16 protein-coding genes, 2 tRNA genes and 1 other annotated feature are annotated in these 20,563 nt (G+C 42.9%); of the genes, 12 read left to right on the top strand and 6 right to left on the bottom strand.

The window, feature by feature from the left end:
* Positions 1–300: 300 nt before the first annotated feature.
* On the bottom strand, positions 301–840 hold the full coding sequence (locus CDC33_RS19795; protein ID WP_109009986.1) for a phycobiliprotein lyase: 540 nt from the start codon (positions 838–840) through the stop codon (positions 301–303).
* A 590-nt stretch (positions 841–1,430) separates the two neighbouring features.
* Between CDC33_RS19795 and CDC33_RS19800 the strand changes: the two genes are divergently transcribed.
* The 3 genes from CDC33_RS19800 to CDC33_RS19810 all read left to right on the top strand — a co-directional run bounded on the left by CDC33_RS19800 (position 1,431) and on the right by CDC33_RS19810 (position 7,563).
* Positions 1,431–2,993: an efflux RND transporter periplasmic adaptor subunit gene (locus tag CDC33_RS19800; protein WP_244919290.1), complete on the top strand. Its 1,563-nt coding sequence runs from the start codon at positions 1,431–1,433 to the stop codon at positions 2,991–2,993.
* Between the two features lie 68 nt (positions 2,994–3,061).
* Positions 3,062–6,337: an efflux RND transporter permease subunit gene (locus CDC33_RS19805; RefSeq protein WP_109009987.1), complete on the top strand. Its 3,276-nt coding sequence runs from the start codon at positions 3,062–3,064 to the stop codon at positions 6,335–6,337.
* A gap of 563 nt (positions 6,338–6,900) precedes the next feature.
* On the top strand, positions 6,901–7,563 hold the full coding sequence (locus tag CDC33_RS19810; protein WP_109009988.1) for a hypothetical protein: 663 nt from the start codon (positions 6,901–6,903) through the stop codon (positions 7,561–7,563).
* 5 nt (positions 7,564–7,568) lie between these two features.
* Here CDC33_RS19810 and CDC33_RS19815 read toward each other — a convergent pair whose 3' ends face one another.
* Positions 7,569–8,627, bottom strand: a complete 1,059-nt coding sequence (locus CDC33_RS19815; RefSeq protein WP_109009989.1) for a glycosyltransferase — start codon at positions 8,625–8,627, stop codon at positions 7,569–7,571.
* A 611-nt stretch (positions 8,628–9,238) separates the two neighbouring features.
* Between CDC33_RS19815 and CDC33_RS19820 the strand changes: the two genes are divergently transcribed.
* Complete coding sequence (locus tag CDC33_RS19820; protein WP_109009990.1) at positions 9,239–13,522, top strand: DUF4347 domain-containing protein; 4,284 nt, start codon at positions 9,239–9,241, stop codon at positions 13,520–13,522.
* Positions 13,523–13,756: 234 nt separating this feature from the next.
* Here the strand turns inward: CDC33_RS19820 and CDC33_RS19825 are convergent, their stop codons facing one another.
* Complete coding sequence (locus tag CDC33_RS19825) at positions 13,757–14,701, bottom strand: glycosyltransferase family 2 protein (RefSeq protein ID WP_109009991.1); 945 nt, start codon at positions 14,699–14,701, stop codon at positions 13,757–13,759.
* A 154-nt stretch (positions 14,702–14,855) separates the two neighbouring features.
* Here CDC33_RS19825 and rplS point away from each other — a divergent pair, with 154 nt between their 5' ends.
* The 8 genes from rplS (at position 14,856) to rplL (ending at position 19,340) form a co-directional block, all read left to right on the top strand.
* The gene (rplS, locus tag CDC33_RS19830; RefSeq protein ID WP_012412089.1) at positions 14,856–15,218 is read left to right on the top strand and encodes a 50S ribosomal protein L19; all 363 of its coding nucleotides are present in this window, start codon (positions 14,856–14,858) and stop codon (positions 15,216–15,218) included.
* A 147-nt stretch (positions 15,219–15,365) separates the two neighbouring features.
* A tRNA-Trp gene (locus CDC33_RS19835) sits at positions 15,366–15,438 on the top strand.
* A 358-nt stretch (positions 15,439–15,796) separates the two neighbouring features.
* A complete protein-coding gene (gene secE / locus CDC33_RS19840) occupies positions 15,797–16,018 on the top strand; it encodes a preprotein translocase subunit SecE (protein ID WP_109009992.1) in 222 nt (73 codons plus the stop codon).
* Entirely contained in the window at positions 16,018–16,659 is a 642-nt protein-coding gene (gene nusG / locus CDC33_RS19845) for a transcription termination/antitermination protein NusG (RefSeq protein WP_109009993.1), read from the top strand. The genes secE and nusG overlap by 1 nt, the downstream gene beginning before the upstream one ends.
* Before the next feature lie 6 nt (positions 16,660–16,665).
* Positions 16,666–17,091, top strand: a complete 426-nt coding sequence (gene rplK / locus CDC33_RS19850; protein ID WP_100898684.1) for a 50S ribosomal protein L11 — start codon at positions 16,666–16,668, stop codon at positions 17,089–17,091.
* Between the two features lie 162 nt (positions 17,092–17,253).
* Positions 17,254–17,967, top strand: coding sequence for a 50S ribosomal protein L1 (gene rplA, locus CDC33_RS19855; RefSeq protein ID WP_109009994.1), 714 nt, complete (start codon positions 17,254–17,256; stop codon positions 17,965–17,967).
* 70 nt (positions 17,968–18,037) lie between these two features.
* Positions 18,038–18,207, top strand: a sequence feature (ribosomal protein L10 leader region).
* Between the two features lie 63 nt (positions 18,208–18,270).
* The gene (gene rplJ, locus CDC33_RS19860; protein ID WP_109009995.1) at positions 18,271–18,855 is read left to right on the top strand and encodes a 50S ribosomal protein L10; all 585 of its coding nucleotides are present in this window, start codon (positions 18,271–18,273) and stop codon (positions 18,853–18,855) included.
* Positions 18,856–18,944: 89 nt separating this feature from the next.
* Positions 18,945–19,340, top strand: coding sequence for a 50S ribosomal protein L7/L12 (gene rplL, locus CDC33_RS19865; protein ID WP_109009996.1), 396 nt, complete (start codon positions 18,945–18,947; stop codon positions 19,338–19,340).
* A 149-nt stretch (positions 19,341–19,489) separates the two neighbouring features.
* On the opposite strand, the gene CDC33_RS19870 is transcribed toward rplL, so the two are convergent.
* From CDC33_RS19870 to CDC33_RS19880, 3 genes are all read right to left on the bottom strand, one after another.
* Positions 19,490–19,729, bottom strand: coding sequence for a type II toxin-antitoxin system HicA family toxin (locus CDC33_RS19870; protein ID WP_026788601.1), 240 nt, complete (start codon positions 19,727–19,729; stop codon positions 19,490–19,492).
* Complete coding sequence (locus tag CDC33_RS19875; RefSeq protein WP_244919291.1) at positions 19,729–19,926, bottom strand: type II toxin-antitoxin system HicB family antitoxin; 198 nt, start codon at positions 19,924–19,926, stop codon at positions 19,729–19,731. The genes CDC33_RS19870 and CDC33_RS19875 overlap by 1 nt, the downstream gene beginning before the upstream one ends.
* Positions 19,927–20,453: 527 nt before the next feature.
* Positions 20,454–20,526 (bottom strand) — tRNA-Ala (locus CDC33_RS19880).
* Between the last annotated feature and the right edge of the window lie 37 nt (positions 20,527–20,563).

Below are 20,563 nucleotides of genomic sequence, written 5' to 3' on the forward strand. Positions count from 1 at the left end.
CCTTGATAATAGTGCGTTACGAACTCCGTTCTAACACACTCTACAACACCTAATTTCGTTCAAAAATCAAATAGTAATCCTATATATAGGAATCCGGTTTGATTTCTGAAAATATACGTAGGATGTGTTAGCACGGAGAGTACGGCATCAAACTCGTGTTCATAGTGCGTTACGAACTCCGTTCTAACACACTCTACAATACTTAATTTCGTTCAAAAATCAAATAGTAATCCTATATAGCAGTTCGTTTTGATTTTTGAAAGTATTTGCGTAGATAGGGAGTGGGGAGTAGGGAAGAAACTAATCTATTCTATTTTCTAAATATTGCCCAATCATCAACTGCTCACCAGCACGAGAGATGATCGTCTGTCTGGTGCGGTATTTGCTGCCAATTAGCTTTAACTCTTCTTCAAACACTGAGCCGTTGTATTCAGTTCGCAAACACAGTGTTTTTGGGTTGGAGAAATAATACTGGGCGGTGACTGGTTTGGATATGGCAAAACCGCGATCGCGATACAAAATGTTTCCCATTACCCCGAATATTGTTGAACCTTGCGATTCTTTCTTTGTCTTTAGCACATCTGTACTTTCCCATACAACTGCTGCACCACAGATTAAACTACCTGCATCAGACAACTCGTGCATCTGAGCTAGCTTTTGCAATTCATCACAGCCCTGCTCTAAAAAATTGATCGTAACGATACTTTCAATCTCCTTAGTTTCTCCCGCCGGTAGGGTGTAGTAGCGTCGTTGCGATCGCCATTTCCCTGCTGATTCCTGGAAAAATTCGGAAATCTGGGATTCATCGGTGGTTTGTACAATTCTCAGCAATGATGTCACGCCTTACCTTCCTCACCTAATGCAAATATATTTCTGGCAAAAAAGTTCATTCTTGCTGTTGTTGCTATGGTACTTATCGCCCTGTTCTTGCCATATTACGCAAGGGGGGTAAGAAAAATAGTCTCTTCCAATACATTATAAACTTAAAAAAGCAATAAATATTTATTATTCTTAATAAAATAAATTATAATATAAGTACAATTACTTATGCCAAATAAAAATGAATATGTAAAAACAAGGGTAATTATTGTAATACTGCCTATGTTAGGATGTGCGGCAAAAAGTTTCATATCTTTAGAAAAAGCCCAGGTTTCTCCTATAGGTAGATTTCAGAAAACTAACAAATATTTATACTTTGTTTATAATTTATTATCTGCAAGAAGATTTTCTACCTCTGCGTAAGAAGTAGAGCGGTGAGAAGTGTTGGATTTTTATGGGAAAACAGTAACTTCTGCTACAGAAAATTACTGTTAGACAGCTTATGAATTCTCACCGTTTTTCGTTAATGATATCTCTGACAATTACTTAGTAAAACACGGCCGTTTAACCCCAAAAGCTCCCCAATAAGAGAAAAATAAATGATTTTGGATATGAATAAGCCGCACAAGCAGGTGAAAATAACAGATCCGGTAGCCGCCAACCAGCTCATTAATATCCAGTTAAATTCAGTTGTGGATACTGAGGTAGCTATGTCTGGGGCGGACTGGGCCTACGCAGATTTAAAGAGTAGACTTCTTGCAAACAGCAGTAGTGCAACAGGTGAAAAAGGTAAAAAAGAAAATTACTTACTTTCCTCTACCTCTGTAAGAAGTTTATTTATTTCTTGTTTGCTAGGTATAGGGTTGCTGACAGCAAGTTGTGGCTCGTCGCCCAAAGAATCAGCAGATGCACAATCTCAGAGTCCTGCTAGTAGGGAACGCGGTGGTGCAACACCTGTAGATGTGGCGATCGCTCGAACTGACTTACTGGAAAAACAACCAGAATATACAGGTAATACAATACCCTTTCGGATTGTATCAGTGCGATCGCAAGTGGAAGCTCGGTTGTTGGCTTTAAACCTTGATGTGGGCGATACGGTAAAGCTTGGGCAAAACGTTGGGAAGTTAGATGATGCCATACTTTCGACCGAATTAAAGCAAGCAGAAGCAGAATTAACAGCCCTCAAATCAGAAGTAGCTAGAGCAACCAATCAAGTAAGGAATGCCCGTGCAGACGTTGAACGGGCGCGGTTAGAAGTAGTACAAGCCCAGGCAGACTCAGAACGGCAGCAGAGGTTGTTCAAAGCTGGAGCGATCGCTGAACAAACTGCACAGCAAGCACGTACCCAGGCAAAAACAGCAGCACAGGCATTACGGGCAGCCCAAGAGCAGGTTCGTACAGAACAGCAAGCCGTCGCAGCTGCCCAAGGTAGAGTATTGGCCCAGCAAGCATTGGTTGCTCAAACCAAAGAGCGCAGGTCTTACGCTCAACTGACATCCCCCATCAATGGCGTAGTCACAGAAAAGGTGACAGAACCCGGCAACCTTCTGCAAGCAGGTAGCGAAGTCTTAAAAATTGGCGACTTTAACCGTGTGAAAGTCGTCGTGCAAGTTTCCGAATTAGAACTGGCACAAATTCAGGTTGGGCAATCTGTACAAGTCCGCTTAGATGCCTTCCCCGATCAAGCATTAATTGGCAGAGTTACGCGCATTTCCCCAGCTGCCGATGCCACAGCTCGTTTGATACCTGTAGAAGTAGTGATTCCCAATACTCAAGGGAAAATTGGTAGTGGACTGCTGGCGCGAGTTAATTTTGAAAACCAGACACAACAGCGCGTAGTCGTGCCGCAAACAGCTATTCAAAAACAAGCAGGCACTAAAAACTCCAAGGGTACAGGGGAGACGCAAACAAATGTACAGCAGTCTTCCCCAGCTAACACATCTGGGATAGCAAAGGCAAATTCACAAGACCGAAGTGGGGAAATATTTGTAGTTATTGACACAGAAGGCAAAACTAAGGTAACAGCACGAGCCGTAATGTTGGGAAAAAGGGCTGATGGGAAAGTGGAAATTTTATCCGGTTTGCAAACGGGAGAGCGCTATGTTGTTCGTAGTGGTAAGCCGTTAAAAGAAGGTGACACTGTAAGTCTTTCAATTCTTTCAGAAAAGCAATAGTAGGGTGAGTAATAACCACCATACCAAGGAAAAAAGTACTTAGTAGTCAGCACTTATCACTTAGTATCATGCAACAGGCGAACAATAATAATGGCAATGGCGGATTTAGTCTTAGTGCGATCGCTATCCGCCAACATATTGGCACACTCATGCTCACCGTGGCAGTAATTGTCATTGGGGTATTTTTTCTCACCACGATCCAAGTCGATCTCCTACCGTCAATTACTTATCCACGAGTTAGTGTCCGACTAGAAGCCCCTGGTATTTCGCCAGAGGTAGCAGTAGATGAAATCACCCGACCCTTAGAAGAAGCTTTATCGGCAACCGAGAATGTAGTGCAAGTTTTTTCCCGCACCCGTGAAGGACAGGTAAGCCTCGATTTATACTTCCAACCAGGGGGCGATATTGACCAAGCTCTAAACGATGCTACTGCTGCTTTTAACCGAGGGCGAGGACAACTGCCAGATACGATAGAGGAGCCGCGATTATTTAAACTCGATCCCTCCCAATTGCCAGTTTATGAATTGGCGCTAACATCTGATTCGTTGCCAGGCAAAGATTTACGTGTATTTGCTGATGAAGAGTTAACCCGTGAACTCAGTGTCGTGCCGGGAGTTGCTTCAGTCGATGTATCTGGTGGTGCTGAGGAAGAAGTACGAGTGCTTGTTGACTTAAACCGATTGCAAGCTTTGGGTGTCGGGTTAAATGATGTCTTAGATGAATTAACAGCCCGTAACCAAGATACTTCTGGTGGTCGGATTCTAGGGCAAACTTCCGAGCCATTAACTCGGACTGTAGGACGTTTCCAAAATGCCAAAGAAATTGAAAACCTCTCCTTAGAAGTTTCCTCCCCTGCTTCCCCTGTCTCCCCTGCCTCCCCTACCTCTTCTACCTCCCCTGCACCTTCTCGCCGCGTTTATTTGCGAGACTTTGCTGAGGTAATTGATGATACAGAAGACCAGCGAGTATTTGTCTACCTAAATCGTCAGCCTGCGGTGAAATTTTCAATCCAAAAGCAGCCTGAGGCCAATACAATTACCGTTGTAGATGCTGTGAAGCGGCGAATTGAACAATTACGACAATCGGGTTTAATTCCAGCAGATATGACTTTGAGTCCCACCACAGATGAATCTGTTTTTATCCGCAATTCTTTAAATGATGTCATCTTTTCAGGGATTTCTGGAGCATTGTTAGCAGCAGCAGCAGTGTTGTTATTTTTGGGATCATTCAGGCAAACATTGATTATCAGTTTGACGATTCCGTTGTGTACTCTAGCAGCGATCGCTCTGATGAAAATATTTGGCTTAACTTTGAATGTATTTAGTTTAGCAGGTCTGACATTAGGAGTCGGTCAAGCAATTGATACATCCGTTGTGATTTTGGAGAACATTTCTGAAAAAGCAGGGATGACTCCCAATCAGAAAGAGATGGAGCCAGAGGGGCAGAGGAAAAATTCAAAATTCTTTATTGACAGTGCCATTAATGCTTCCCAAGAAGTGGAATCTGCTTTAGTTGCTGCTACAGGTGCTAACTTAGTTTCTGTAGTACCATTCCTCTTAATTGGCGGCTTTATTGCACTGCTATTTAATGAACTGATTCTGACAATTAGCTTCGCAGTCGCAGCATCCCTTGTCGTAGCGATTACAGTAGTGCCGATGCTATCTTCTCGACTCTTGGGAATTAGCTGGTCTAGTCGAATCAGTGAATTTTGGTTGCTTAGACAGTTTAATCACCGATTTGAAGATGCTACACGGGGATACAGTAATTTCTTAACCAAGGTTTTACGCTATCGGCTCCTCGTCGTTATCGCTGCTTTGGTAATTTTAGGCGGCAGCAGCTTCTTTATGTTTGGTCAAATTCCCCAAGAAATTTTACCCCGCATCAGTACTGGGCAAGCTAACTTGAGAGCGCAGTTTCCTCCCGGTACACCTTTAGGAACTTCTGAGAAAGTTATGCAAATTGTCGATGACATTTTGCTCAAACAACCAGAAACAGAGTCTGCTTTCACAACTGTGGGTGGTTCTTTGTTTGGTAGCAATACTACAGAAAATCCTTTACGTGCCAGCAGCACTATCAATCTAAAACCAGGCACAGATGTAGAAGCTTTCGTCAAAAAAGTAACTCAGGAATTTAACAAACTCAATTTAGCAGGAATTCTGCTACGCCTCAACCCTGGTCAGGTGCGGGGTTTAGTTTTGAGTAATTCTCCAGTGCAAGGGTCAGACGTTGACGTGATTCTGCAAGGTGAAAATGAAGAAAACTTAACGCAAGCAGGCGCACAAGTGTTGCAAGCATTGCAAGAAAGGGCAAAATTAGCGACATTCCGACCAGATGCCGACCCCCGGCAACCGGAAATCCAAATTCGCCCTGACTGGGAAAGAGTTTCGGCTTTAGGGTTGAGCGCCGGGCAAATTGGTGCAACAGTTCAAACAGCAATTGAAGGTTCAGTTCCTACGCAAATTCAACGCGGTAATCGTTTAGTTGATGTGCGGGTGCAGCTAAATAAGGAAGCAATTGCGCGTCCTTCCCAGCTAGAGCAATTACCGCTATTTACAGAAAATAATCAACTAATCCGCCTTTCAGACGTTGCGAACATTCAAGAAGGTCAAGCGCCTGGTGAGGTGCAACGAATTAATCAGCGCCAAGCTTTTATTGTGGCAGGTAATCTGAGCGAGGGGGCTAGTCTTGGTGAAGCGATCGCAGAAATCAACCAGGTACTCAAAGATGTAGACTTACCTGATGGCGTTTCAATTGTGCCTAGTTCTGCCCAAGAAACTAATCAGCAACTTCAGGATGCTTTAAAAACTTTGGGGGCGTTGGCAACGTTCTTGATCTTTGTAGTCATGGCGGTACAATACAATTCGCTGATTGACCCATTGGTAATTATGTTCACCGTACCACTGGCATTAGCTGGAGGACTTTTTGGACTTTACATTACCCAAACTGCAATTGGCGCAACTGTAATTGTTGGTGTCGTCTTGCTGGTGGGAATTGTGGTAAACGCAGGGATTTTAATGGTAGAACTGGCGAACCAAATTCGGGATGAAATTGGTTGTAGTCGCCAAATTGCGATCATGAAAGCTGCCCCTCAACGCTTGCGCCCAATTATCATGACTACAGTCACCACTATTTTGGGACTGTTTCCTTTGGCATTGGGCATTGGCGAAGGTTCTGAATTTTTGCAGCCTTTAGGGATTGTAGTTTTCTTTGGGATGGCGATCGCTACAATGCTGACATTGTTTATCATCCCCTGTTTTTATATTCTGCTACACGATTTGCTCGGTGGTAATTGGGCGAAGCCAGTATTAATTTGGTTGCGTGGATTTACGAAAAAATTGATTTGAATCCCTGATAGGGATTCAATACTTGTCGGGTTTTGGGGAAAAGGCGAAGGGGAAAGGGGAAAGAAAAAACCTTTAACCTTTACCCGAAACCTAATTCCGAGTTAAAAATCCTTTACCCGAGCAGTATTGGATAGGGATTAAATTTTTCAACACGTTCTACGCTGGAATTTAAATTAACCTGAGTTCGACAAACCTCTCCCTGACTTAAACTGTCGAATTCACGTTAAATTAACGTGATTTGCCAACAAAAAAAACTTCAAAACTTGTTGGTAGATCACGTTAAACTCAACTTTTTTCAAATTCACATATTGTCTAATCTGTCAACGCATAAGTTCTAATTTAGATTTTTTATAAAGATTGGGTAAAATTACTAGTTATTTTGATAAGGCATTACAAGAATTGTTTTATAAATCAACCTATGAGTAAATATAAACTCACTAGGCAGGCACATATTAACCGCTATTTATCTAGCAGTTAGATAGCGGTTTAAAAATGAGTTTTTGCTGTTTGATTTAACCCACACAGTATAGTATTCTCTCAATCAATATAAAGAGGACAGAAATATGACTACAATAACAACCAAAATAGCCTTATCTGTTCTAGGAGCAGCAGGAATTAGTTTATTGTCTTTGACACCAGCGAGAGCCTTCATCTCAGTAGAACCCATCGTGACAACTCAAAATGAAGACATACTCGAAACGAAAAAGCCAAGAACTCTTGGGCCAGAGTATCAACCAGGGCAAGTAATAGAATTTGGTGTCTCAGATGTAGCTAATAACTTTCTAAACGATACTGGGTACGATATAGAAAGCTTGGTCTTTGATTTAAAAACGCTTGCCTATAGTAATCCAAATTCTACTCCTGTATTTAATAATGAACCTGTGCAGTGGGGAGATGTTAATGGAGATGGGAAGATTGGTTACTCTAATAACCCTGATCTAAAGGATATTTTTTCAGACATTACCGTAAAAGATAACATCATCACTTTTAGTGGTGGCGTAATCCCAAAGGGAACTCTGTTTTACAATCCATTCGCTACCAACCCCAATGTATCACCAGGTGGTGGAATCATCCCACCAGTGCCAGCAGAGCAAGTGGATAAAGATGGGCCAATTAGAGTGGGTAGTTATTACACTGCTGTTCCTGAATCAACTAATGTTTTGGGTGTACTAGTTTTTGGCGCTTTAGGTGTAGCTTTAAAAGTAAAGCGATCGCTACACTGTTAACGCTCTCATTCTGTAATTAATTCACGATACACCGCCAGTGTTTCCTGATGGACGCGGGCAACACTCAGCCACTCTAGGTTGTGATTTGCCCGTTGTTTCCATTCGTGCAGCATATCGGCATTACTCAGTAATTGCCCTAAAACTCCAGCCAAAGCATTACTATCTTTTGCTGGCACTAAAATTCCTGCTTCCCCATTATCCAAAGCTTCAGGAATCCCGTCTACTTGAGTGCCAACGATCGCAATTCCAGCAACTCTTGCTTCCGAAAGTACCAAGGGGCAAGGATCGCGGTGAGAAGCTAGCACAAATATGTCACAAGATATCAGATAACGTTGAGGTGACGGTTGGAAGCCTTCAAAATGGATGCGTTCTTTTACAGAAGTTGCTTGTGCCTGGGCCTCAAATAGCTGTTTATCAGGGCCATTTCCTACCAAATAAAGATGCGCTTGGGGAAAATCTGAGGCAATTTGTTCAAAAGCAGCGATTAACTCAGCAATTCCCTTACGTTGATACATCCCGGCTACAGTTGCGATCGCTGGACGTTGTAATGGTAAAGGTTGATAATCTTGTATTTGTCGCGTGCGGGGGCTGCCCAAAGTTCCGTTACATATTACCCGCAGCTTGTTTTCGGAAATACCGCGCCGTGCCATAGAATCTCGTACAGCCTTACTGACAGCAATTACCCTGTCAGCTAAACCCATCAGCAGACTAGAACGCTGAAATTCATTGTGGACTGTGGAAACTAAAGCATATTTATGCCCTTTAAAAATGCGAGCTAGGATGACTCCCGTCATCATGTGGGCGTGAACAATATCCGGCTGAAATTCTGCGGCGATCGCCAGGTAACGCACAGCTGCTTTAATAATACTTATCGGTTTCCTGGTTTGGTCTAGTTGGTAGTGTTTGACACCAGATATATTTAGTAATTTCTCATATTCACCACCAGCCGAAATAACCGCTACCTCATGACCAGATTTTGCTTGTAAACAAGCCAGATCCACAGCCACATTTACAATACCGTTACCTATTTCTTGAACGTGGTTCAAAATATGGATGATTCGCATAATCTTTGAGATATGTATAGAAAATAAAGTTGAAGAAGGCAGAAGGCAGAGGGCAGAAGGTTCAATATATTCGGGGATTCAACACCGTACTTAATTGGGGACACCTGTGGCAGAGATTGTGGTGGGGGTCTTAAACCCTTACTCCCTTTGGTCGTGGGCAGAGTCTTGAGTCAGAATTTCCTTCTGCCTTCAGCAAGACCTGCCCTCTGCCTTTCTTGATAAATAGCTGAGTGGAAATCAACCTAATTCTTGAGGTGTTCAATGACAACTCAAAAAGAGTCAGTAGTGCGTAAAATTAACACTTACTACTGACCAACAGTACTTATAACTAATTACTTAGCTTAAAGACTTATTCATTAATAGCTAGATAAATCGGGGTAAAAATCCAAAATTATCAAGATTAAATCTGGTATTTCAATCGCTACAGCCTTCTTTGCTCTCCTGAAATAATCTTCTGGCTTTACAAAAGTAGCAATCAGACTGATAATAAACAAAGAAATTAATAGTAATCACTAATTCAGTATTACTACTTACAAGTGTGTGAAAACCCAGGAATAGCAAAGCTTCAGTCAGTTTTAATTGAACTCAAAATCTTAACTTGAAGTAACAAAATGGCAACCTTACATACTCCACACTTCCAATTAAATTCTGTAATTCCCGCTTCATATATCCATAGCCTGGTCTTCATTGACACGGCAGTTGCAGATTATCAGAGTTTAATTAATGGTGTTATCTCCCACACAGAAGTATTTGTTATTGACTCAACAAAGAACGGTGTTGACCAAATTACGGAAATTTTAGCAACTCGTGCTGACCAAAATATTAACAGCATTCATATTGTTTGCCACGGTACCCCTGGTAACTTACAACTGGGCAATGCTCACTTGGGACTCGATACCCTTGAATATCATAGCCAGCAACTCCAACAATGGCAGAAGATATTTTCCGCCTCTACTAAAAGTCATAACCCCTGGAATTTACTAATCTATAGTTGCAATGTAGCTTTTGGTGATGTGGGGGCAGAATTTATTGCCAAATTGCACCAACTTACAGGAGCGAATATTGCCGCTTCTCGTCAGCTGATAGGCAATGCAGCATTAGGCGGAAACTGGGAACTGGAAGTACGCACTGCCCAAATGGAAGTAACTCTAGCGTTTGCAGAAACCACGCGTCAAGCTTACGCAGGAGTACTAGCAACGTTCACAGTGAATGATACTGGAGATACAGATGATGGCGATCGCAATAACGGCATCACAACACTCCGGGAGGCAATTAACTTAGCCAATGCTACTGCTGGGGATGATACGATCGCCTTTGGAGGAATATTCACAGATACCACCCCAGATACCATTACCCTCACATCTGGACAACTGACAATTACCGATGATGTCACTATTTTGGGGACTGGAACATCTAATCTGACTGTGAGTGGTGGAAATAATGCCTCTACAGTATTCGAGATATCGGGACTAGCGACAGGTGTCAGTATAAATGGATTGGCGATCGCTAGTGGCGGTATAAAGGTTAATAGAAACTCCATTCTCAGTCTAGCAAACACCAGTGTGTCTGGTAATAAAGCAGGAAGTGGCATCTCTAATAGCGGCATCCTCAGTCTTGCTAACACCAGCGTCTTTGGCAATACGCAAGGCGGTATCTATAATCTTGGTAGTCTCAGCCTAACGGGAAGCAGTGTTTATGGAAATACCTGGGAAAGTAGCAGTGTTTCTGCCAATAACAATAATCTGGGAGGCGGCATTTATAATGACGCTTCTAATGGTAATATTGGTACTGTCAGCCTAATTAACAGCAGTGTCTCTGGCAATACGGCAAACTTCGGCGGTGGTATCTATAGTGGTGGTACTCTCAGGCTGACCAATAGCACTGTCTCTGGCAATACAGCGTTAAGTGATGGCGGTGGCATTTATAATGCAGGTGTAGATTATGATCCCGGATCAGCTATTCTAATTAACACCACCATCTCTGGCAATACAGCGTTAAATGATGGCGGTGGCATATACAATGGCTTTGCTTACGTCAGTGACAACAGGCTGACCCTAATCAACAACACAATTAATAACAACACAGCTGACTCAGATGGTGATGGTACTGGTGATGGCGGCGGTGTTTTTAGTTACTTTAATTCTTCTTATCACGTCAAAGTTAATAACACCATCATTGCAGGCAACTTAGACAACTCCACCTCCGGTAATATAGACCCCGATGTGCGTGGTGGACTAATTGACTCCGGCAATAACCTGATTGGCAATAATACTGGTAGCACTGCCTTTACCACCAGCACCCTCGTCGGCACAAGTGCTAACCCCATTGACCCCAAACTCGGACTGCTGGAAAATAACGGTGGTGCAACCCTTACCCAGGCGTTACTTGCGGGTAGCCCCGCTATTGATGCTGGCAAGAATTCTCTAACACCTGCTCGTATCACCACTGACCAACGCGGCGCTGGATTTCGCCGGATATTTAATGGTGTTGTTGATATTGGTGCTTATGAAGTCCAGACCCCCACAACTAATCCACCTGTTGTTAATACTGACACAGTGGTGACTAATACCAACGATTCTGGGGCAGGGTCATTGCGGCAGGCTATCCTTAATGCCAATGCGACTCTTGGGGCGGATACGATTACCTTTGCGGGCGTATTCACCGATGCCACCCCGGATATCATCACCCTCACCTCTGGAAAATTAACGATTACTGATGATATTACGATTTTGGGGACTGGGGCATCTAACCTCACCATTAGCGGCAATAATCTCTCAGGGGTATTCGAGATATCCGGCACAGGCACAGATGCCAGCATTGATGGTTTGAAAATTGCTAATGCTAATGACCCCTTGGGCAGTATTTTGCTCAATACCAATACCAGCCTTAGCCTGACGGGAAGCACTGTCTCTGACAATACGGGGTTAGTAGGCGGCATCTTTAACAAAGGTACTCTTACCCTAACTAGCAGCACCGTCTCTGGTAATAGTGGGTCATCATTAGGCGGAGGCATCTTTAACAAAGGCACTCTTAGCCTAACTAACAGCACTGTCTCTGGTAATGGTACATACGTCTATTCCGACACTGCCTACGGGGGCGGCATATTCAATACAGGCAACCTTAGTATAACTGACAGCACTATCTCTAATAATAATGCGTACGCCAATGGAAATGAACACGGCATCGGCCCTAACCCTTACCCATCCTATGGTGGTGGCATTTATAACTCAGGCAGCGTTGATATTACTCGCAGCACTGTTTCTGGTAATGGTGCGGCAGACGGCGGTGGTATCTCAAACTCAGGTACTTTTAGCCTGACTAACAGCACTGTCTCTGATAATAGTGTATATTATACCGGCGGCGGCATCCTTAACAGTGGCACTCTCACCCTCACCAATGACACCATTACCAGTAACACAGCAGAGGGCTATGTTGGTGAGATTGGGAACGGTGGGGGCGTTGTCAGTAATGGCGGCACTGTTATCGTTGGCAATACCATCATTGCAGGCAACTTCTTCGTCGAGCCTGATTATCCCTATGACCTTTCCGGTTATTCCCGTGACGTTTCCGGCAAGTTCACCGACGCTGGAAATAACCTAATTGGCGATAACACTGCTAGCACTGGCTTTACTACCAGCACCCTCGTCGGCACCAGCGCCAACCCCATTGACCCAAAACTCAGCGCCCTGCAAAATAACGGTGGTACAACGTTGACTAATGCCTTAATTGGGAATAGTCTTGCCATTAACGCAGGCAATAATGCCCTGATTCCACCAGGTATTACCACTGACCAGCGCGGCCCTGGATTTGACAGAATATCTGAGAATACGGTTGATATTGGTGCATTAGAGTTCAATGGACTGAATGGAACCAATGGCCCTGATAATCTAGTAGGCAAGAACTACGGTGACATAATTAACGGTCAAGCCGGGAACGATACCATCACAGGTAATCAAGGCAACGACATCCTAACTGGTGGCGGCGGCAATGATAAATTTGTTTACAACTTAGGTGACGGTGTTGATACCATTACCGATTTTGGTGGTTTAGGTAAAGGCTCAAATCCCTCGGCAGCAGTTATTAGCGAATTGGATACCCTAAAATTTCAAGGTGCTGGATTGACTGCTCGAAATATGCTACTCACTCAGAATGCTAGTAATCTGGAAGTCACCTTTGAAGGGGTAGCTGATGACAAAATTATCCTGCAAAACTTTCCCCTGGAAAACCTAGATAACCTATGGACACTGGGCAATATCTTGTTTGATGGGCAAACCAGCATTAGTGACAGCTTTGATGTCTTTGATGCCAACTCCACCCAAACCAGCATCTTCAACAAGAACACAGTCACCTTTCTTAATGACCTAAACAATAATGTCAATGGCTTTGAAAACTCAGGTGATGTTATTAATGGTGAAGGGGGCGATGACCGCATCGACGGCTTGAGTGGTAACGACCTATTGCGGGGCGGTGAAGGTAACGACACCCTACTTGGTGGTGAAGGTAATGACACCCTGGTTGGTAATCTAGGTAATGATAACCTCATTGGCGGTGCTGGTGATGACATTTTGCTTGGTGGTGGAGGTTCCGATACCTTGACTGGCGGTAGCGGTAATGACCAGTTCATCTACCAAACCTTAAGCGATTACAATAGTACAATCACTGACTTTGATCAGAGCCAGGATAAGTTAGTCTTCACTGACCTGTTTAAGAGTCAGGGCTACAGTAGCAGCAATCCCATCGGTGATGGCCACTTAAAATTTGTGCAATCGGGTACTTCTACACTAGTTGAAGTTCTTATTTCTTATTCTCCTAGTTACTCTTCTTTTAACACCTTCGCAACTTTGGATAATTTCACCGCGACAAATCTGGTAGTTGGCAGTAACGTCATCGTCTAGCGCTCAGATTTAGCATAGTATGGCGAGATTATACATGCCAGTACTAAATTGCATATAGTTCATAGCGAATTGACGAAAACAGACTCTGCGCCCTCACTGAAATCTGAGCAGTAAAAGCTGCTGCTCAGATTTCTCGGTTCATTTCAATTTTAATTCTTAATTCGTCACAAATTTACGAATTTTTTGTAAATGCTAAGTTTTGAACAGCAAAAACCATCGTTAAAGCTTAATAAGTTACGGCTCAATCAACACAAGTTTACGAATCTGAGAATTGTTTCCCTGAGAGCGGCGTGATGAGGCAGCAGTTAGCAAAAACTTCCAAGACTGAGGATAAATTATAGAAGGATCTATCATTGAAAGAAAACTCTTAATATTTTTTTGCTTCAGTGCTACTAAAATCCAATGGAGTTTCAGGTAATTTTTTATATCCTGAAAATGAGGAATTTTTGAGCGATGTTGCTCATCCACCAGGGCGTAAATTTTTTCCTTCATCAAAATATTCGTAGCTAACCGTTGAGACAAAGAAAACTTTTGATTATAAGCACCTGGCCAGATAGTGCGGTAAGCAAGACACTGATTAAGGAAAATAGCATCACCAAACTGGGCAATCCGAATCCAGGAATCGATATCATCACAGTTAGCATCAAGTGTAGAGTCCCAACCGCCGGTTTGCAGAAAAGCATCACGTCGGCAAGCAACTTGTACAGGTGTGCCAAATGGTACAAGCTCTAAGAGCATACCGTAGTGAATATCGGCTTGTGGAATATAAAAAGCTAAACCGGGGCCAACTTGGGGAGTGCGACTGAGTTCAACTTCATTACTATCAACCTGAGCCGCCACACAAGAGCAGATTACAGCATCGGGACGAAGTGCGATCGCCTTCATCATCTCTTCTATGCAGTTAGGTGCTAAATAGTCATCATCATCTAAAAACTTAATCCAGTCGCCGCTAGCTTTGGCAACTCCAGCATTTACCGTTGCTGCATGGCCCTGGTTCACTTCGTTACGATGGTAAACAACCTTGTCCCCTAAACTTTTGATATAGGTTTGGGTATCGTCAGAAGAACAGTCATCGGCAACAACCACCTCACACTCGATTGTTTGGTTACGAGCCGAATCAATTGCTCTTTGCAGCAAATTTAAGCGATTATAGGTACTGATGACGACGCTAAATTTCATAAAGTTCACCCCAGTGTTACAGCATTCTGTAATATAGCTTTGAACTTTAGGCTGTTGTATCAGTAAAATTATTAATCCTAACAAGTAGACTGAAATAGGATTATCGATTTATCATTGATGATCGTGAGATTTTTTTAAGCAGACAGCAAAGACTATGAGCGCTCAAGAGATTATCCGCTCGATTGAAGCGGAACAGCTAAAATCGAATCTACCCGACATTTATGTGGGCGACACCGTAAAAGTCGGAGTGAAAATCAAAGAAGGCGAAAAATACCGCGTACAACCCTACGAGGGAGTAGTAATTGCCAAGCGCAACGGTGGCATTAACGAAACTATTACAGTCCGTAAGGTATTTCAAGGTGTGGGCGTTGAGCGGGTGTTTCTGTTGCATTCTCCCCGAATTGACAGCATCAAAGTATTACGTCGTGGTAAGGTACGCCGTGCTAAACTGTATTATCTCCGCGATCGCGTAGGTAAGGCAACCCGGATCAAGCAACGGTTTGACCGCCCTTTGTGATTCGTCCTTCAATAGTATGAGAGAAATCTTAAGCGGCATCTGCCGCTAACTTGTTTTCTCGAGGAAATTGAGGTATGATAAAAATCGCGTGTTGCGTTAAACTGAAAAATTAGTTCAGCGCAATATACTGAATCAAAAACAGCTTGTGCGCTCTTAGTTCAGTTGGTAGAACGCAGGTCTCCAAAACCTGATGTCGGGGGTTCAAGTCCTCCAGGGCGCGCTCAAGAGCAAAAAACAAAGCCCGAAATAATTACGCAGCTGCTATATTAGCAGTTAGCGATAATAATTTCGGGTAAACTTATTGTATTTGTAGTTGTTTTGCTTTCAGTAAGTGAAATAGAGTCGAAACTGCAAACCTGGATGAACAAATTTTAGATTTTAAATTTTAAATTTTGGTGAAGCAGCACGGTCTTGGGGGTTTCCCCCATGAGTAACTGCTGAACCCAAAGGGATTGACAAAAAATCAAATGGACAACCCAAAATCTGAAATTGAGTGTTTTTGCCTTAAAGCATGGGGTAAATCTAAAATCCAAAATCCAAAATCCAAAATTGAGTGACAAACGGGAGATTTAAGGGTCGTGGCCAAAAAAAGTGAAGCAGAATTGCCAGAAACCACAAATGGGTTTAGCTTTAACAACTTCATACAGGGAACCAAAGAAGAACTTGAAAAAGTCGTTTGGCCCAGTCGGAAACAGATAGTGAGCGAATCCGCAGCTGTGTTGTTAATGGTTACACTCTCGGCATCTTTGATATACTTGATCGATGGATTGTTTGGTTGGGCAGCAAAACAGGTGTTCTGATGACTTTTGCAACAGACGAACCTCGCAACTCCACGTTCCAGTCGGAGGAAACAGCAGAAACAGCAGAAACAGCGTCAAAAGAAGCACGCTGGTATGCAGTGCAAGTAGCCTCAGGCTGTGAAAAACGTGTAAAGACTAACTTAGAGCAACGCATTCAAACTTTTGATGTAGCCGACAAAATTGTTCAGGTAGAAATTCCGCAAACGCCGGCGGTGAAAATCCGTAAAGATGGCAGTCGCCAGCATACAGAAGAAAAAGTTTTCCCTGGCTATGTGCTGGTGCGGATGATGATGGATGATGATACCTGGCAGGTGGTAAGAAACACCTCCCATGTAATTAATTTTGTTGGTGCAGAACAAAAGCGTGGTAGCAGTAAGGGTCGCGGTCATGTGAACCCCATACCATTGAGTTCTTCAGAAGTCGAACGTATATTCAAACAAACCAGCGAACAAGAGCCGGTTCTCAAAATTGACATGGCTACTGGTGATAAGATAATGGTGCTTTCTGGCCCATTTAAAGATTTTGAAGGCGAGGTAATTGAAGTTTCTCCAGAACGGAGTAAACTTAAAGCCTTGCTATCAATTTTCGGCAGGGATACACCAGTAGAACTGGAATTTAATCAGGTAGAAAAACAGAGTTAAATACAAATGGCGAAGAAAGTAGTGGCGGTCATTAAACTGGCCCTGAATGCTGGAAAAGCCAACCCAGCACCGCCAGTTGGTCCCGCCTTGGGTCAACATGGCGTTAACATCATGATGTTCTGCAAAGAGTACAACGCCAAAACAGCAGACCAAGCTGGAATGGTGATACCTGTAGAAATATCGGTTTTTGAAGACCGGAGTTTCACATTTGTACTCAAAACGCCACCAGCATCAGTGCTGATTCGGAAGGCGGCGAAAGTTGAAAAAGGCTCTAATGAACCCAACAAAAAGAAGGTTGGGTCAATTAGCAAAGCCCAATTGCAAGAAATAGCCCAAACGAAACTCCCCGACCTTAATGCCAACGACATAGACGCGGCAATGAAGATTGTGGCAGGAACGGCTAAAAATATGGGTGTAACAATCACGGATTAGTCATTGGTCATTGGTCATTAGTCATTGGTTAGGAGAAAATAAACGACTGACAAAGGACGAAGGACAAATGACATAGACTCCTTAGCGGCTTCCCGCAGGGTAGGACAAATAACAAATTATCGGGGGAGAGGCGAAGCTTCGGAATTACCCCAGGAGAGAAAAATGGCAAAAATATCGCGTCGTTTGCAAGGATTGCAAGCAAAAGTAGAAGATAAGGACTATCATCCTTTGGAGGCTTTAGCCCTTCTCAAAGAGACAGCAACAGCTAAATTTACCGAAGCTGCGGAAGCGCATGTCCGGTTGGGAATTGACCCTAAGTATACAGACCAACAGTTGCGGACAACGGTAGCACTGCCCAAAGGTACAGGACAAATCGTCCGGGTGGCGGTGATAGCCAGAGGCGAAAAGGTCAACGAAGCAAGCAACGCTGGTGCTGATATAGTCGGTTCAGAAGAACTGATTGACGAAATCCAAAAAGGTAGAATGGATTTTGACAAGCTGATTGCCACACCCGATGTGATGCCACAGGTGGCAAAACTAGGTAAGTTGCTTGGGCCGCGTGGTTTGATGCCATCTCCCAAAGGCGGAACCGTAACATTTGATTTAGGAAGTGCGATCGCAGAATTCAAAGCTGGTAAATTAGAATTCCGAGCTGACCGAACTGGCATTGTGCATGTTATGTTTGGTAAGACAACATTCTCGCCTGAAGATTTGTTAGTCAACCTGAAGGCATTGCAGGAGACGATTGATCGTAACCGTCCTTCAGGGGCTAAAGGTCGTTATTGGCGCACATTTTATGTGTCAGCCACAATGGGGCCATCGATTAAAATTGATGTCACCGCCCTACGAGATTTGAAACTGAGCGAAGCAGGTTAATAAAAGTTATGAGTTATAAGTTAAGAGTTAAGAATAAAACTTCTAACTCCTAACTACTCACTTCTAACTTTAAATTAAATAGGCAAAGCCGGAGACAGCAGGTGCTAATAGCTTAAATATCCTGCCGAGGTTAAAACTCTAATAGTCAGAAATTACCACCCTTAAAGGTGTGATAACTATGGCGTCAAGAGTCTTAATACTCAACCCCGGCTAAGTTAGCTGGGGTTTGTTGTTTGGGTTCAGGTTGAGAAAAAACGTACAAGTAGGGCACTTCCCCGATTATTTTAAGGAGGTGAGATTGGAATGGGTAGAACACTAGAAAATAAAAAAGAGATAGTAGCTGACCTCAAAGAAACTTTGAGTGAGTCAACTCTGGCACTGGTAATAGAGTATCAGGGACTGACAGTTGCTGAAATTAGCGATTTACGGCGGCGGCTACGTCCGAGTGGCGCTGTCTGCAAAGTCACTAAAAATACTTTGATGGGCATTGCTATTAAAGATGAAGAAAAATGGCAGCCATTGTCAGAACTACTCAAAGGTTCTTCAGCCTTTTTGTTAGTAAAAGAAGATTTTTCATCTGCAATTAAGGCTTACCAAGACTTCCAAAAAGCCACCAAGAAGACAGAACTTCGTGGCGGTGTCATGGAAGGTCGTCTACTCAAAGAACCGGATGTCAAAGCTCTAGGAGACTTGCCATCTAAAGAACAACTCATTGCACAAATCGCTGGAGCTATCAACGCCTTGGCTACGAAGATTGCTGTGGGTATCAACGAAGTTCCCAGCTCACTGGCTCGTGCTTTGCAAGCTGTGGCCGACCAAGAGCAAAGTGGTGGTAGTGTTGAAACCGCTACTGAAGCTGATAGCAGTACTGAAACTGCTGCTGAATAGACGGCTTTGTAGTTCATCAGTCAAAAGTCAAAAGTCTATAGTTAAAGACTAATGACTAATAAATAATCAAAATTACAGGAGTTATATCAATGTCTGCTGCAACCGATCAAATTTTAGAACAACTAAAAACCCTTTCTTTGTTTGAAGCTTCTGAGTTAGTCAAGCAAATTGAAGAAGCTTTTGGGGTAAGTGCTGCTGCACCCGTCGGTGGCATGATGATGATGCCTGGCGGTGGTGGTGGTGCTGCTCCTGCTGAGGAAGCTGTTGAGCAAACCGAGTTTGAAGTGATTCTTGAATCAGTCCCAGCTGATAAGAAGATTGCCGTGCTGAAGATTGTCCGGGAATTGACCGGTTTGGGTCTGAAAGAAGCGAAAGACTTGGTAGAAGCTGCGCCCAAGGCAGTTAAAGAAGGTCTTGCTAAGGATGCTGCTGAAGATGCTAAGAAGCGCATCGAAGAAGCTGGCGGTAAGGTGACTGTTAAGTAGTCACAATCCTATTACAGTTTTTTATTAAGGAGCCTAAGTTAGGCTCCTTTTTTTAGCTTTTTCTTCAATGTCAACTGCATAGCATTCGCTCAATCCTCGCCAAAATCTTCGTACCTTTGCATCTAGTATGGCGATCGCATACTATATTTCTATACCTGTTCATAAGCAGCAATAAAATCATCCCGTGATATACCCGATTGAGTGCAGATACTTCTGAGGGTAGAACCTTTGATAAGTTTATGATTTGGCAAAGTTAAAGGAGTAGTTGTGCCATCAGGATTTTGTCTAATCATAGAAATATGCTCTTTTTCTCTAACTATTGAAAATCCAAAACCCTCAAGCACTTTAATTACTTTTGATTTAGGAGCATCAACAGGAAACTTTGCCATTAGATGCTTGCCTCTGCAACAAAAGCTTCGAGTATTAAAGATTCAGATTCTAGTACCGATTCTCCAAAAGTTTCGACATGAAACAAAATGGCCGAGCGCACATCATTTAGAGCTTCTTCATAAGTGTCACCTTCACCAACTACAATCCCTTGAATACCTAAAGGATAAGCAACATATCCATCAGCGTGCTTTTCCACAATGATTTTGATATTTTTCACAGTTACTTCTTTTCAATTAATTTGACATCCAAAAGACAGCTAAAGCATTCTGTTCTACCCATTAAATAATTATTGTCCATTTGCTCAATAGTCGGTAATAAGCCAAAAGGCTTACTAAAAAAGTGTTTGAGCATTTCTGCTTTGATTATTTTCTCGCCACTTTTAAAGTAAATCATGTCTACTGCGATCGCACGTAAAACGCAGCTATATACTAGTGGAGCCTCTGCTTGGGTGAAAACAGCAAAACAAGAGGTAGTATATTTTTGTAATTAGACTGCAAATAAAGGGCTTTAAAGCTACTCTTGTAATTAAAGAGCCTTGAGTCGGCTGTAATAAATTAAATTAGAAAACATATATTAGCCGAGTTTTACAGGCTGATTTTGGACAATAATTCTTTAAAACTGATTTAATTGCTGAAAGCCCCGAAACTACGTAACTTATGTCCCTGAACTTGGAAAAAATGGACAATAATTCTTTAAAAGTGACAATAATTATTTAATGGACAATGGAGAATAACGGATTTGAACCGATGGCCTCTGCGGTGCGATCGCAGCGCTCTACCAACTGAGCTAATTCCCCAAAATCTATGCTAAGTCAAGAGTAATATTACTCATTA

It is taken from the genome of Nostoc commune NIES-4072, assembly GCF_003113895.1.
GTDB classification, from domain to species: Bacteria; Cyanobacteriota; Cyanobacteriia; order Cyanobacteriales; family Nostocaceae; genus Nostoc; species Nostoc commune.